General features: G+C 52.5%; 13 protein-coding genes and 2 pseudogenes. 13 read left to right on the top strand and 2 right to left on the bottom strand.

Annotated features, from left to right (window positions below):
* Nucleotides 1-38: 38 nt before the first annotated feature.
* Nucleotides 39-1,007, bottom strand: coding sequence for a hypothetical protein (locus M988_RS18665; protein WP_064575294.1), 969 nt, complete (start codon nucleotides 1,005-1,007; stop codon nucleotides 39-41).
* A 1,560-nt stretch (nucleotides 1,008-2,567) separates the two neighbouring features.
* On the opposite strand from M988_RS18665, the gene M988_RS18670 reads away from it, so the two are divergent.
* Nucleotides 2,568-2,972 carry a VOC family protein gene (locus M988_RS18670; RefSeq protein WP_064575296.1) on the top strand — a complete coding sequence of 135 codons (405 nt, stop codon included), beginning with the start codon at nucleotides 2,568-2,570 and terminating at the stop codon, nucleotides 2,970-2,972.
* 176 nt (nucleotides 2,973-3,148) lie between these two features.
* Here the strand turns inward: M988_RS18670 and M988_RS18675 are convergent, their stop codons facing one another.
* Entirely contained in the window at nucleotides 3,149-5,017 is a 1,869-nt protein-coding gene (locus M988_RS18675; RefSeq protein ID WP_235891797.1) for an ATP-binding protein, read from the bottom strand.
* Between the two features lie 204 nt (nucleotides 5,018-5,221).
* On the opposite strand from M988_RS18675, the gene M988_RS18680 reads away from it, so the two are divergent.
* The 12 genes and pseudogenes from M988_RS18680 to tnpC all read left to right on the top strand — a co-directional run bounded on the left by M988_RS18680 (nucleotide 5,222) and on the right by tnpC (nucleotide 14,087).
* Complete coding sequence (locus M988_RS18680) at nucleotides 5,222-5,791, top strand: inovirus Gp2 family protein (protein ID WP_064575298.1); 570 nt, start codon at nucleotides 5,222-5,224, stop codon at nucleotides 5,789-5,791.
* A 152-nt stretch (nucleotides 5,792-5,943) separates the two neighbouring features.
* On the top strand, nucleotides 5,944-6,186 hold the full coding sequence (locus M988_RS18685; protein ID WP_042894388.1) for a helix-turn-helix transcriptional regulator: 243 nt from the start codon (nucleotides 5,944-5,946) through the stop codon (nucleotides 6,184-6,186).
* 290 nt (nucleotides 6,187-6,476) lie between these two features.
* Nucleotides 6,477-6,899 (top strand): putative zinc ribbon protein, encoded by a 423-nt coding sequence (locus M988_RS22540; RefSeq protein ID WP_072035686.1) that lies wholly within the window; start codon nucleotides 6,477-6,479, stop codon nucleotides 6,897-6,899.
* On the top strand, nucleotides 6,887-7,306 hold the full coding sequence (locus M988_RS18690; RefSeq protein WP_064575300.1) for a putative zinc ribbon protein: 420 nt from the start codon (nucleotides 6,887-6,889) through the stop codon (nucleotides 7,304-7,306). The genes M988_RS22540 and M988_RS18690 overlap by 13 nt, the downstream gene beginning before the upstream one ends.
* A 77-nt stretch (nucleotides 7,307-7,383) precedes the next feature.
* Nucleotides 7,384-7,947, top strand: a complete 564-nt coding sequence (locus M988_RS18695; protein ID WP_042894391.1) for a YagK/YfjJ domain-containing protein — start codon at nucleotides 7,384-7,386, stop codon at nucleotides 7,945-7,947.
* A 19-nt stretch (nucleotides 7,948-7,966) separates the two neighbouring features.
* Entirely contained in the window at nucleotides 7,967-8,539 is a 573-nt protein-coding gene (locus tag M988_RS18700) for a DUF2913 family protein (protein ID WP_064575306.1), read from the top strand.
* 169 nt (nucleotides 8,540-8,708) lie between these two features.
* A pseudogene (locus M988_RS18705) lies at nucleotides 8,709-9,155 on the top strand (ECs1377 family protein); the annotation flags it as partial.
* Nucleotides 9,156-9,255: 100 nt separating this feature from the next.
* Nucleotides 9,256-10,431, top strand: coding sequence for an IS21 family transposase (istA, locus tag M988_RS18710; RefSeq protein ID WP_064575308.1), 1,176 nt, complete (start codon nucleotides 9,256-9,258; stop codon nucleotides 10,429-10,431).
* 35 nt (nucleotides 10,432-10,466) lie between these two features.
* A pseudogene (locus tag M988_RS18715) lies at nucleotides 10,467-10,973 on the top strand (ATP-binding protein); the annotation flags it as partial.
* A gap of 510 nt (nucleotides 10,974-11,483) precedes the next feature.
* Nucleotides 11,484-12,167, top strand: coding sequence for an IS66-like element accessory protein TnpA (gene tnpA, locus M988_RS18720; protein WP_001572387.1), 684 nt, complete (start codon nucleotides 11,484-11,486; stop codon nucleotides 12,165-12,167).
* The gene (gene tnpB / locus M988_RS18725) at nucleotides 12,164-12,511 is read left to right on the top strand and encodes an IS66 family insertion sequence element accessory protein TnpB (protein WP_001572386.1); all 348 of its coding nucleotides are present in this window, start codon (nucleotides 12,164-12,166) and stop codon (nucleotides 12,509-12,511) included. The genes tnpA and tnpB overlap by 4 nt, the downstream gene beginning before the upstream one ends.
* Nucleotides 12,512-12,530: 19 nt before the next feature.
* Nucleotides 12,531-14,087 (top strand): IS66 family transposase, encoded by a 1,557-nt coding sequence (gene tnpC / locus M988_RS18730; RefSeq protein ID WP_064575310.1) that lies wholly within the window; start codon nucleotides 12,531-12,533, stop codon nucleotides 14,085-14,087.
* The last annotated feature ends 153 nt before the right edge of the window (nucleotides 14,088-14,240 follow it).

Below are 14,240 nucleotides of genomic sequence, written 5' to 3' on the forward strand. Positions count from 1 at the left end.
TTGCTGTCTCCACTCACTTTATTTTCAGCGTAAAGCCCTCACTCACCACCACAGGTTTTTCGGTAATGGTCATTAATCAGCGTTTCCAGCATATCGCTGATGCGAACCCCGCTGCGTTCAGCCATAAAGTCCAGTCGTGTTTTGGTGTCGTTCTTCAGGTAGGTATTCAGTGCTTTTTTATCGGTACGGGACTGGCGTAATTTTTGCTGGTTCCAGGCTTTATTCAGGTTCAGAAGGAATAAACGCTTTGTGTCCGGTGCGTCACCCCATAAATCCAGCGCGGCACGTAGTGCCAAATTGCGCTCGGAATGACTCAGTGGCGTGAGCCAGGTCGTTAATCCGGGCGTGGATAAACTCATATAGAGTCCGCCGATATTACCGGCTTTCTCCTGCTGAACTTTTTGCAGGTTGTTCCAGGCCCATAATACCGCGTCTTCTTCATCCGGCAGCCATTTTAACGGCAGCGGTTTGCTGTAAATGATTTTCCACCGATCTTTCAGTTTTTCGAATACCTGTTTCTTAAGGTGATTCACAGGTGGCGTGGAAATGTAAATGTTGTCAAAGAAGGTGATGAGAATATGCATTCTCTCCTGATGACTTGCCGGAGATAAACTCAGATTTATTCGCTGATACCAGTTTTTCCCGAATTCAGCATTTGCTGGCGGGCCAATGCCAAACTCATAATCCCCGGCCATACAGAGATACGCCCATAGCCAGAAAGTGGCCCGCTCATTCTGACGAAGCCAGTCAAAACTATCCAGTGGAAGCACATTTTCATCACGGGCTGTTTCCATTTCAGACAGCAGTCCTGTCTGCTGGTTTTTATCCGGGATGGCCTGATTAATTAGCTGGTTTAACGCCTGTCGACAGCTTTCTGCATCCTGCCTGGGAACATTGCTGGTGTTAATTTTGTTGCTGGCATTCAACCATCCGGCATAAAACGCGCAAACTCTCAGGTCCCGACTCGTTATGAGTCCTCGCTTGCCATCATCATAATTTACAGCCATTATCAACACCTCATAAATTAAATTACACAGTAGTGGTGGTTGTAGTGATTGTCGTGGTTATACAGTAGCATAATGATGGTTTTCACGTCACCAAAAAACACATCTGGTAGTCATCGTGAAGTAAGGTTGTGGTTATATTGTGGTTTTTACTGGGTTTTATCATGGTTTTATAGTCGTTATTTTTAGTGTTCTATCCCTTTTATTCGCCTTGTTGCCCTGTTCTGTGTCTGTATTCTAGCATCTCTATACACTCAGTGTACTCTCTCGTTAGCCCGCCTGCACGTTCTCTGTTTTGCCCCATCATGGCGCCTTGTTCGCTTCTTGATGCATTTCTGGCATCAGGTAGGGTTATCTCTTCATATTTTCATTCGTTGCTCAGAATCAGTATTAAGGCATTCTATGGGGAGTAATGATTTAGGGGTTAATCTGGCTGGGGGTTATTTGAGATGATGAAGTGTCTTTTCTTCTGGTTGTTGAAAAGATAATTCCAGAGTGAGTGTTTATGGTTCTTATTGCATGTAAAGACTGTCTGGTGCTGCTTTGGTTGGTGTTACTATCAGGCTGAGTGTGTTGGATTGGTAATAATATAATAAAGAAGGGTGATATAACAAAGAAGGGGTGATTACTGAAAGTATAATGAGTGTTGATTACTAAACTTTGGGTTGTTATCAGGAAGATGGTGTTTATTACAGGATTGATTGTTGCTGGTAAGAGAGTCATGACTACAGAAATGAATAAGACGAATAACTTATGGTGGCTTGATTACTGCCCTGGTGGACAGTTATTAGAAACAGGGTAACTATTGGGTAGGGCTATTGGTGGGTTAAGATTACAGACCATTAAGTCATGACAGGTGCCCATTGCTTATCTGTTACCAAAGTCATCAGTAACCGTTACACGACTGACGACAGAACTGAGAGAGTAATAAGTATCAGCCTGAGAATAAGCTCACGCTGAGTGGCGTGGTCAGCACGATCGCAATGCGTCGTGAGTATATTGGCATTACCCTTTCCCATTAAGGCTTGTTATAACGATAGCTAACCACGGCAAGTCATTCGTTACCCAATAACGACTGAATGGTCTGAAGCCTTTCGTGCGTGTATTTACCTGGGCTTTATTCACATCAATGAGAACGTGAGCTAAAGGGTATGAAGAGTGACTGCGAGATAATGGTAAGCGACGTAGCGGGTGACCTGAGTCATAGCCAGGGGATATACCAGTCAACTGGAATGCAGTACGTGAAATTGAACGTGTTTATCCAGGGTCAGTATGCGAGGAATGATTAGCGCATTAACAAGATATTATTTAACAGAGGGGTGAACGTTGTAATATTTTATTTCGCTGAATATTCCTGTAAGCCCGTATAACCACGTTTGAGTTAATATTGATGGAAAGCTACGAGTGAATTGATTGCGTTGCTCTTGGTGCGTTACAGCGCGCTTTATATGGGGAGAGAGACTGCCCGTTGGCTGACCAGAAAGTTAATATCCGTTTCTGTATTGTTATCGGTTCACCGGGTAATGTATCGGGCGTTTAACTCAACGGAGGCAGGTGTTATCCATGAAAGCAGACGTACAGTACGCATTTCATCATTTTGGTATCCCGGTGCAGGATGGTAATACTGCAGGCAAGTTCAGTGCCAGCGCGGGGATGTATACCACCGATAATCCAGGCAAGTTTCGGGTGCAGTGGCATCGTTTCACTGATGACTCGCCGCTCCATCCGTTGCTGAAAACCGTTCCACACGTGGCGTTTAAGGTCAGTAGTCTGGCTGAGGCGATTGCGGGCGAGACGGTTATCCTGGGGCCTTATGAACCTATCGATGATTACCGGGTGGCTGTTATTGATGACGGCGGTATACCGATTGAACTGATTGAAACCACGCTCAGCGATGAGGAACTGTGGGCGCGTGCAGCCTCCGGACAGGGGAGTTTGTACCGGAAGCCAGAAGAAGCGTCAGAGTGAAATAACCAATGGCACAAGGCTTCACTGCGTCAGTCAATGGCGATAACCTTTCACTTTCAGAGGCACACGGCATCATACCGATTAATCCGGGATAATCTGCGTGCCTCTTTGGCTTCATATTGCCAGCTAACCTGCCAGCAGATGTATCTAGGTGAGGCTACTGGGACTCCTCTGCGTCACTGAAGCATGTCCCGTATTCTGCGCATCCAGCCGAGGACTTCACCCTCAGGATCGCGTTCGTGGATACGGGCGGCAGTCATCAAAGGGAACGCCCGTTCTGCCAGACGAGCCTTGGCAGGATTATCTTTCATCACACCGTCAAAGCCCTGAGCCAGCGAATAGGCTTCTGCAAACACTTTTGGCGTAGCTTTGCCTCCGACAGGATGATCGGTGACCGCGATCATCACACCAAAGGCGTCGTGGATAGCATCGGGATGAAGGTAACTCTCGACTTCATGTTTCAGCGTCTGTGCCGCCCAGCATCCGTTACCCCGTGCGTTGACGGCATCCACCGCTTCAGCATAGGCAGGAACGTCCCGATCGTAGATGTGTATCTCCCTGCGGTTCAGAGCACGAAGATAATTTTCATTCACCCAGTGCTTGAGCGTTCCTCCCCCCAGTACGATAAATGCCACTCGCTCGTCGTTATCAAGGTCAGGAAGGGTGTTGTCTTCTGCATGCAGCGCTTTACTGAGTGCTTTAAAGGCGGTGACATCGGTTGGTCCTTCGACACAGAACAGCAGTCTGACCCGGTTGTCTGGTGTGACGCCCAGCGTATCGGTAACGATGCCAAAAACGTCAGCACCGGCCTGAATGGTCGGCTGCCCGGTAGCGGCATCACGGGATACAAAGCGGATGCTGTCCCCTGGTAGCTCTGCAGCAAAGCCCGGACTGTGCGTGGTGAGGATAACCTGGCAACCGGCTTCCAGTGACAGAGATTTAAACGATTCAATTAATATGCGCTGATAGTTGGGATGTTGCGAGGTTTCGGGTTCTTCAATGGCGTAGATGATACTGCGGCGATTGCTGGACTTAAGCCGCCGTTCTGCTTCGGCTTTAAAAAAGCTGACCAGCACCAGACGACGGACGCCGCTCCCGCGTTTATTCAGAGGGATCCCCCCATCAGTATTGAGCCCGACGGAGAACAGCCCTTGCCATTTTGCCGGCGTGGGAGGCGTAAATTCAGGGGTGAGTTCTCTCGCCAGACCGGGTTCAATGGTTTTCAGCGCCTCATGGGTGTTTCGGGCAATCTCTTCTGCTTTTTGCTGGACCCTTAACTGGATCCTGGCAATGTCTTCCTGTACTTCGGCTAGAGCAGCCGTGATGGCGGCCTTCATCGGACTTTGCACTTCATCGTCGGAATCCCGGCTGCTTCTGTCGCTCTGGAAAAGTGCAAACATCGGCAACCAGCTCTCGATTTGCTCCCAGATACGCTTTGTGTCTTCTTTAGCTTTTCCGACGGCCAGCAGCGTTTCAGTTAACTGTAAATCGGCTGATGCTGCCCATATGGCCTTTCGCATTCCGGGGTTCCCTTTGAGGGGAACATCGAGCCCGAGATCTTTCACCCGGGCCTGGAGCTCTTTTTCCTTAAGCTCGAGGAGATTCTGAAAACCCACTGCAGCCGGATGGTTTGCAATCACGAAAATCTCAGCGGTTGGTTTTTTGTTACTGCAGTTGTAGATCTTGCGAATTAGAAGTGAGCCGGTGCTGCTTAGCAAAAATTCTTCTGCCAGTGTCGTTTCAGCGCCGGAGTCCAGCGTCAGGGAAGAGGGGTGATCGGTAAACTCACAGGTGATCTCAACATTATCCCGGCCACTGTGAATACAGGCATCTCCTTTCTCAATGGATACCACGCTGTTATTGAAGAAGATCTCCAGTGCTTCCAGGATCGTCGATTTCCCAATGTCGTTGCGTCCGACAAAGGTTGTCAGGTCATCGAGCTCAACGCTTACTTCATCTGCATAACAGCGGAAATTCTTTACTGCCACACTCTTCAGACGCATGTCTTTTCCCTTTTTAATGAACAGGTCATTTGACCGGTTCATTATCTTACCTGGCGACTGAAGATTTTGTTGATGGTGATTTGATTTATCGCGGGACTTAAATGGATAACGCCATGAAGGCTTACGATATCGTCGTGCGATACCCGGCAATCTGGTCCGGTATAGTGTGATGGTGGGTTTTCTGATAAGTACTTTTTTACAGCACCGGTAATGGTTATGAACGATAACCCACCGGAGTCCATTTCAATGAGTTACACCTACGACCCTTACTGGCAGCAACGCATCGCCGATACCTTCAATTGCGCACTTAACGCTTACCCCCGCTTACTGGCCCTGCGTGTTGACCTCCGTCTGCCGGATACGCCAGCGGCCACCGATGCCGCTGTTATCTCCCGTTTTATCGATGCCCTGAAAGCCCGCATTGACGCGTACTTTCAGCGTCATCGCCGCGAGGGTAAACGTGTCTGGCCGACCACGCTGCGCTTTGTCTGGGCGCGGGAGTTTGGCGAGATTAAGGGGAAAAAGCATTACCACGTGGTCCTGCTGCTGAACCGCGATACCTGGTGCGGGCCGGGGGATTACAACGATCCGGAAACGTTAGCCGGGATGATTAAACAGGCATGGTGTAGCGCACTGCAGGTGGATGCACAGGCGCATGCCGTTCTGGCACGATTCCCCAAAAGCCCGGTGTCCTGGCTGACGCGCGGCAATACCACAGAGCTTCAACTGGCACTGGCGCAGGCCGCTTACCTTGCCAAACGCGAAACCAAAGTCACCGGCGACGGTGAGCGTAACTTCGGTTGCAGCCGGGGCTGAGTGTACCCGCACGCATAAATTCTACCGGCCTGATGCGATGGGCCGGTAATTTTTTACAGGCAATCCCTATCCTTTGAGGAGAACCGGCATGTCCAGAATTCAGTGACACCGGACGTCTCCCGACAACCATTCCTCAGAGGGAGATAAATACCATGACCACACTGAATACGAACAACGCCGGCACCACAACTGCCACACTGCTTTGCGCAGAAAACCCCCTTATCGACATGACCTTTATCACCACCTGCACCGGCATGACGGATAAGTGGTTCTACAAACTTATCCAGGAGGGGCAGTTTCCTAAACCCATCAAGCTCGGTCGCAGCAGTCGCTGGCGTAAAAGCGAAGTGGAATCCTGGCTGCGCCAGCGCATTGCCGATTCCCGTGGCGCCTGAGCAGAGGGGATATCTGAATGGAAAAACGACGGCGTACTCAGCCATGGACAATTCCTCCACGCTGGACGTGCCCCCGTTGCCAGCGACGGTACTGTGGTATCAAACCCTGTCCCGTGTGTTTTCGTCCCTCCGGTGCCCCTGCGCAACCGTAACCTTTCTGTAGTCCTGGACCGGCCATCGCTGGTACCGACCCGCTAACGCATAACTAAACCGCCATTCGCACCCTGTCTGCACTGCCCGCACCGGGACGGCTGACGCCTGCGTGTCGTCTGGTGGTGAGGAACAACACAATGTATGCAAAATCCTTTATGGCCCTGGACGGTAACGGTCGTCTTACTGGGGCCAGAACCGCGCAGTCCGCACCGTATGACCACTATACCTGCCACCTCTGCGGCAGTGCACTGCAATACCATCCTCAATACGACTCTGAACGCCCATGGTTTGAACACCAGACAGCAACGCTTTCGGACAACGGAAGACAGCATTGCCCGTACGTGAAACCGGAAGCCAGTGCACTGAGGCTGTCAGGGCGTCTGCAGCGGATTATCCCGGGCGCCACGCCCGTGGTCCGCAGGGCAGACTGGCACTGTAGCGGTTGCGACAGTGTGTACCACGGCGAGCATTACTGCCTGACCTGCAGGAGCGGTGAATACAGTCGTGAAAGCGCAGATGCGGGCAACCTGCCCGCAGAGGTGACGACATGCGCATGCTGAAGTGTTACCTGGCAAATGACCGCGAAGGGCATTTTGTGACCGCCGGTGAGGCGATGAGCGTACCGGGTCAGGTATGGAGCTGTGCGTCCTGTGGCTGTCGGCTGATACTGCATGCCAGTATGCACGAAGACCCGTGGTTTGAGCATGACCAGCAGACCGTGGCCCGGCATGTACTGATGAACTGTGCGCATCTGGACCCGGAGGTGAAGGCCGAAGCCCGGCACAACAAACTGCGCAGTATTATCGGCGGGCTGGGTGCCCCCGTCATGTCGCTTGCCTGGTACTGCGTGTGGTGCGGCGACTATTATCAGGGCGTGAAGCATTGTCCACGTTGCCTGACCGGCATCTACAGCATTGAAGAAGCGAACTGGCAGATGAATTACGGCTGTAACACGCTCCCCGGATAAGCCCGGTGAGGGTTTTTCGCATTAGATATACCGTGCAACCCGCCCCCCCCCTGAATCAACCAAAAGAGTTAATCCCCATGAATAGCCCTCACTCCGGTGCAGAAGCCGGCAATGCTGTGGATGCAGCCAATACACGCGCATTTCTGCAGCAGGCCGTTGATCATTACCCCCGACTGGTGGCGTTCAGTTTTACCCTGGTGTTGCCGCACCGCGAAACCGTGGCCGATTACCGTTCTTTAATTTTACGCTTTCACACTGAGGTCTGGCAGCGTACTGGTGCATGCTCTCAGGAACGTCAGCAGGAACGTAAGAATTCTCCACCGACGGTGTTACGCTGGATATGGGAGGCGGCCAGCGCGCCAGAATGCAAAATGGTGCTGATGCTCAATCTCGATACACTGGGGACAGAACGAAACCCGCAGATGGCAGACGGTGCGCCTCAGGCGCTTAACACCATCATCGCTGACACATGGCAAAGGGTAGCCGGAACCGCCTGCGCTGGCGTAACGAGTATGACGCAGAACATTATCAGCCGCGCTGGCAGGGACGCTTTCACTGCGCCATTTAACCAGCTAAAGACGCGGGTGCAGGAAATGACGATTCCGGTAACTCTCGCCCGAACGGGCGTTATTTGCACCTGAGTGTCCAGGCTGTGTGACGATGAGGGTAGATGTTTCGTTCTGCGCTGATGTTATCCCCGGCCTTCAGCCCTTTTCCGCGCGACGCGCTGCCGATATAATCTCCGCCATGAATAAAACGAATCACACTGCATTACCTCCTGAAGAATCACTGGTTGACCTGGCGCATTTTGCCTGGTGCGCACTGACGGCCCTGCGCCTTGTTCAGCAGGAGGGGCAGGCGCACTCCTCGCTGACCTCTCATGCTTTTTTACTACGCTGGCTGGCGGGGGCGCAGAAGCAGCGCCGCTTTCCGCGCTCTGTTGCCTCTGATATTGACAGCTTGTTGCGCCTGGGACGCCAGAAAGGCCCCGCAACTGGATTACTGAACCGGCTGCAATACCTCTGGCAGTCCTGCACGGAGCCGGTGACGCAGCCGTCGGATTTGTTTCGCCTGACCCGTGCGATTGAGCACCTGAAATCACAGGGCTGGGTCAATGCCGTGGTAACTGATGAAGAATGGGTTCCCGACACCTTGTTTGCCGAATATGCGAATACCTCTGCATTACTGGTCAGGAAATCCGAACTGCAGCGCCATTTTAACGAACAGGGGTAGCAGACCGCGCCGGTGGCGTTTATCGTGGCTGGCGACAGTCGTGTTGTGGGCGATGCGCTTGAGAAGCGGGAGCTGCGTTACGCGACGGGTGAGCAACACGCTAGCGGGTATTTGCTGTCTCTGTTGCCACTGAAGTGCAAATAGCAACATTAACGCAAGGGAAATGAGCATGGGGCGGATTGAGTACCAGGTAGAAAAGTACCAGTTTTCATGTTCTGACGAGGCGCCCCGCCTGACCCTGCAGTGGGCGGATGTGCTCGAAGAATGCCGCCAGGTAAAAGCCGGAGCAGAAGAACGTCTGCGCATTGCCTTGCTGAACGTCGATTACGTCACCAGCTTTGAGCTGCCTTTTCGTTTACTGTTGCTCCGTACACCGCAGTTGATCGCTGATCTGCGCGATGAGCTACAGCTTAATCAGAAAGATGCGATTTTCAACGGTAAGCGTTTTGGCTGCGTCTGGAGCCTGAAGACAGATCTCAGCGCAATACCGGACGAATTTCATTACCACCTGGTGACCCGCATACGGCGTGTGAGCCCGGATGGCGTTTCGGCAGTACCCTTTCAGCAAATCGCAAAAGAGGTTAAATCGCCACGTGAGCGTATCAGGCGGGCAATTGTCGGCACCAATGTTATAAGACCTGAATTCACCATTTGATTTGTCCGCTCCACCCAACATGCGGTTTCCTAAAGGTTCTCACACCGAAAAAGGAACCAGCATGCTAAGCAGAGAGGACCATTTAATGATAAAGCAAATGCGGGGTCAGGGGGCATACATCGTTGATATTGCCCATTACCTGGGATGTTCGGAGAAAACCGTTCGCCGCCATCTTCATTTCCCTGAACCTCCCACTCGAGGAAAACGGCGACGGTTATCCAAACTTCAGCCCTTTATTCCCTACATCGATATGCGGTTGAATGAAAATGTCTGGAATGCCGAAGTGATCTTCCAGGAGATCAGGGAGGCCGGTTATTCCGGGGGCCGTTCCATGCTGCGCTATTACATTCAACCCAAGCGTAAAATGCGTCCTGGCAGGAAAACGGTTCGCTTTGAAACGCAACCCGGTTACCAGCTTCAACATGACTGGGGGGAAATCGAGGTTGAGATCGCCGGTCAATCCTGTATCGCCAACTTTGCTGTGAATACGCTGGGCTTCTCCCGGCGCTTCCACGTCTATGCTGCGCCCCGACAAGATGCCGAGCATACCTATGAATCGCTGGTTCAAACCTTCCGCTACTTCGGCGGCAGTGTGAAAACCGTCCTGGTGGATAACCAGAAAGCCGCCGTCCTGAAGCACAGCAATAACGGCGTGGTCATCTTCAATGCCGGGTTCCTCCAACTGGCTGAGCACTATGGTTTTATTCCCCGAGCCTGCCGTCCCCGGCGAGCACAAACCAAGGGAAAAGTAGAGCGTATGGTCGGTTATGTGAAGCATAACTTCTTCGTCCGTTACCGCCAGTTCGACAGCTTCGCCCATCTGAACCAGATGTTGACGCAGTGGCTGGTGAAGGTCACCGATGGTCGAAAACTGCGCCAGTTCCGACAAACACCGCAAGAACGGTTCGGCGAAGAGCAGGCCGCCCTGTTGCCTTTGCCGGCAGGAGACTTTGATACCAGTTACTTCGATATCCGTCATGTGGCCTGGGATGGTTATATCGAGGTTCGGGGCAACCGTTATAGCGTGCCGGAAACCTGCTGTGGTCAACCGGTAACCATCCGTATCACATTGGATGAGGAGTTGCGTATCTACAGTAATGAGCGGTTGGTGGCCAGCCATCAACTGAATACCGGTTCACCGGGCTGGCAAACAGTGCCGGAACACCATCAGGCGCTGTGGCAGCAGGTCAGCAGTGTAGAGCGACGTTCACTGAGTGAGTATGAGGGGCTGCTGTGATAAATGATCTGGATACCTTACTGGCTCGACTGAAAATGGATCATCTGGGCGCTGCGGTTGACAGCGTCTGCGAGCATGCGGCGAAAGAAGAGCTGAACTACCGCGAGTTCCTGGTCCAGGCCTTGTCACAGGAGTGGAATGGCCGACATCAAAAGGGACTGGAGTCCCGGTTAAAGCAAGCCCGATTGCCGTGGGTCAAAACGCTGGAGCAGTTCGACTTTACCTTCCAGCCCGGTATCGATCGCAAAGTGATCCGCGAACTGGCGGGGCTGGCGTTCGTCGAGCGCAGTGAAAATGTGATCCTGCTGGGCCCCCCGGGTGTGGGCAAAACACACCTTGCCGTCGCCCTGGGCGTCAAAGCCGCTGATGCGGGTCACCGTGTGTTGTTCATGCCGCTGGACCGTTTAACTGCAACATTAATGAAAGCCAAGCAGGAAAACCGGCTGGAAAGACAACTTCAGCAGTTGAGCTATGCTCGGGTGCTGATCCTGGATGAGATAGGCTATCTGCCGATGTCACGTGATGAATCCAGCCTGTTCTTCGTAAGCGCCCCATAAAGGACGTCTGGTTATTTTTGTCCAACCTGTGGACCATAGTGCCCATCTATTATTGACGGGCACTAATGATGAACACCGGGACAGGCGATATCGAATATCGCCAGCAACTCTCTGAGGTATTACGCCTTCGGTTTGATGAGAAACTATCAATCCGCGCTATTTCACAGCAAGTCTCAATGGGCCACTCAACGGTTCATATAATGGTCCAGCGCTTCGCAAAATCAGGTGTACCGTGGCCTCTACCAAAAAAACTGTCAGCAGAGCATCTTGATGTGATCCTTTTTCCAGGCCGCAGAAAGGCGACGAAAAAATTACCGGAGACCAGACTGCCGTCAGATGATTCATGGCGGACCCGGGCCAGAACTCGTTACAGCCGTGAATTTAAGGAAGAACTCGTCAGACAATCGCTTCGTAAGCGCCCCGTGAGGGACGTCTTGAGAAGATTGTCCTGTCTGGTAACAATCGCGTCCATCTGAATATTGATGGACGCGAACGATGAATTCTGGGACAAACGATGTGACTTGCTATCGGGCTTATTTACCTGATGCGCTTCGACTCCGGTTTGAAGATAACCTTTCTATCCGGGCAATAGCTCAGCACCTTAATCTCAGCCATTCCACGGTGCATGTGCTTTTCCAGCGATTTATTGCATCCGGCATTAAGTGGCCATTACCAGAAACGCTCTCTTTTACCCAGCTCGACCAGATGCTGTTTACTAACAGAAAAAAGGGTAATCGTCCTGATACTGTTCCTGTTGATACTGGTGATGCCCAATGGCGTAAGAAACGTCGGACCAGCTACAGCCGTGAATTTAAAATCAACCTGGTTAAGCAGGCATTACAGCCGGGTGCTGTTGTTGCTCGCATTGCCAGAGAACACGGCATCAATGATAACATGCTGTTTAACTGGAAAAACCTGTACGAAAATGGCTTGTTAAACGACGATAATATGCAGGAAGGACTGCCCGTTCCGGTTGCACTGACTGATACTCCAGAACCTGCAGCTCCTGTAACTAATCCCTTCTGGCAAAACAAAAACAACGAATCTCCCGTTGTTGAGAATAATAACTCTCCCCGATGTGAACTGCACCTGGCATCAGGAGTGGTAAAACTCTTTGACCCGCTGACACCTGAAATACTGCGAGTTCTCATCCATGAGATGAAAGGCGGTTCCCGATGATAACGCTGCCGACCGGTACCAGAATCTGGATCATCGCTGGCGTCACCGATATGCGTTGTGGCTTCAACGGTCTGGCCTCGAAGGTGCAAAACACGCTGAAGGATGACCCGTTCTCCGGGCATATCTTCGTCTTCCGGGGCCGCAGTGGCAAAATGGTGAAAATACTGTGGGCCGATCGTGACGGGTTGTGCCTGTTCGCCAAACGCCTCGAGCAGGGCCGCTTCGTGTGGCCGGTGAGCCGTGAAGGGAAAGTGCATCTGACACCTGCCCAGTTGTCCATGCTACTGGAGGGGATCGCCTGGCAGCATCCAAAACGGACGGAACGGCCTGGTATACGAATATAACCCGTGATAAAACAGGGGAATGAACAGTGCACTTCCCGATGACATCGAGCAACTGAAGGCCCTGCTGGTCGCCCAGCAGGCGATTATCGTTCGTCTGTCCGGTGAAATAACCGGCTATGCCCGCGAGATCGGCTCACTCAGGGCGCTGGTCGCTAAACTACAGAGAATGCTGTTTGGCCGCAGCAGCGAGAAAAATCGCGAGAAGATAGAAAAGAAGATCGCTCAGGCTGAAAAGCGTATAACCGACCTCCAGAACAGGCTTGGCGAAGCGCACTCGCAACTTACCTCAATGGCCGGAGATGCAGTACCAAAAACATCAGACTCTCCCACCCGCAAAGCGCTTCCGGCCACACTCCCCCGTGACAGACAGGTTATCTCCCCGGCAGAAACCGAATGCCCTGTCTGCAGTGGCAAACTGAAACCGCTGGGGGAAAGCATCTCTGAACAACTGGATATTATCAACACCGCGTTCAGGGTAATCGAAACGGTCCGTCCAAAACTGGCCTGCAGTCGGTGCGACTGTATCGTGCAGGCAGCGCTGCCGCCAAAACCCATCGAGCGCAGTTATGCCAGCCCGGGTCTGTTGGCGCGAATTATCATGGCGAAGTTCGCTGAGCACCTGCCGCTGTATCGTCAGTCGGAAATCTACGCCCGGCAGGGCGTGGAGCTGAGCCGTAATACGATGGGGCGCTGGGTTGATATTATGGGAGAGCAACTCCGTCCGCTGTATGATGAACTGAACCACTATGTGCTGATGCCGGGTAAAGTGCATGCAGACGACACGCCGGTGAATGTACTGGAACCCGGTCAGGGTAAAACCCGTACCGGGCGGCTGTGGGTCTATGTTCGTGACGATCGCAACGCCGGCTCAACCATGCCGGCCGCAGTGTGGTTCTCCTACTCTCCCGACCGCAAAGGTATCCATCCACAGCAACATTTGGCGGACTACAGCGGTATCCTGCAGGCTGATGCCTACGCGGGTTACAACGCTCTTTACGAAAGTGGGCGGGTAACCGAAGCGGCTTGCATGGCGCATGCCCGACGCAAGATCCACGATGTACATGTTCGCCATCCAACGACAGCAACAACAGAAGCGCTCAGTCGTATCGGGGCGCTGTATGCTATCGAGTCAGAGATCCGCGGCAGTCCGGCAGAAGAGCGACTGGCGGTCAGAAAATCCAGATCGGTACCGCTGATGCAGTCGTTGTATGACTGGCTCCAGGGGCAGATGAACATGCTGTCGCGCCACTCGGACACAGCGAAGGCGTTCACCTATCTGCTGAAGCAATGGGATGCACTGAACGAATACTGCCGCAATGGCTGGGTTGAGATCGACAATAATCTGTGCGAAAACGCATTTCGTGTGGTTGCGCTGGGGCGGCGTAACTACATGTTCTTCGGCTCTGATGGTGGTGGTGACAGTGCGGCAGTGATGTACAGCCTGATCGGAAGCTGCAAACTCAACGGCATTGAGCCGGAAGCCTGGATGCGCCACGTGATCAGTGTCATCAATACCTGGCCTGCCAACCGCGTGAAAGAGCTGTTGCCCTGGAACGTAACCCTCTCTGTAAACTAATTTTTACCCCACGTCCTTCACGGGGCGCTTACAAATGAACCACGAGTCTGTCTGGAATATTGAACCTGTAACTCACGATGAGAAACCCAACAATCCCACCGGGTGTGACGGTGGAGAACCTGAGCGGCAGTGACCTGCGGCATGCCCGCAGGG

It is taken from the genome of Hafnia paralvei ATCC 29927, assembly GCF_001655005.1.
GTDB lineage: Bacteria > Pseudomonadota > Gammaproteobacteria > Enterobacterales > Enterobacteriaceae > Hafnia > Hafnia paralvei.

Excerpts from the sequence above, each read along its gene's own strand:
- tnpA (WP_001572387.1), top strand. The coding sequence starts at position 11,484 with ATGAATTCTGGGACAAACGATGTGACTTGCTATCGGGCTTATTTACCT.
- M988_RS18665 (WP_064575294.1), bottom strand. The coding sequence starts at position 1,007 with ATGGCTGTAAATTATGATGATGGCAAGCGAGGACTCATAACGAGTCGG.
- M988_RS18680 (WP_064575298.1), top strand. The coding sequence starts at position 5,222 with ATGAGTTACACCTACGACCCTTACTGGCAGCAACGCATCGCCGATACC.
- M988_RS18685 (WP_042894388.1), top strand. The coding sequence starts at position 5,944 with ATGACCACACTGAATACGAACAACGCCGGCACCACAACTGCCACACTG.
- M988_RS22540 (WP_072035686.1), top strand. The coding sequence starts at position 6,477 with ATGTATGCAAAATCCTTTATGGCCCTGGACGGTAACGGTCGTCTTACT.
- tnpC (WP_064575310.1), top strand. The coding sequence starts at position 12,531 with ATGAACAGTGCACTTCCCGATGACATCGAGCAACTGAAGGCCCTGCTG.
- M988_RS18700 (WP_064575306.1), top strand. The coding sequence starts at position 7,967 with ATGAGGGTAGATGTTTCGTTCTGCGCTGATGTTATCCCCGGCCTTCAG.
- M988_RS18690 (WP_064575300.1), top strand. The coding sequence starts at position 6,887 with ATGCGCATGCTGAAGTGTTACCTGGCAAATGACCGCGAAGGGCATTTT.
- tnpB (WP_001572386.1), top strand. The coding sequence starts at position 12,164 with ATGATAACGCTGCCGACCGGTACCAGAATCTGGATCATCGCTGGCGTC.
- M988_RS18695 (WP_042894391.1), top strand. The coding sequence starts at position 7,384 with ATGAATAGCCCTCACTCCGGTGCAGAAGCCGGCAATGCTGTGGATGCA.
- M988_RS18675 (WP_235891797.1), bottom strand. The coding sequence starts at position 5,017 with ATGAACCGGTCAAATGACCTGTTCATTAAAAAGGGAAAAGACATGCGT.
- M988_RS18670 (WP_064575296.1), top strand. The coding sequence starts at position 2,568 with ATGAAAGCAGACGTACAGTACGCATTTCATCATTTTGGTATCCCGGTG.
- istA (WP_064575308.1), top strand. The coding sequence starts at position 9,256 with ATGCTAAGCAGAGAGGACCATTTAATGATAAAGCAAATGCGGGGTCAG.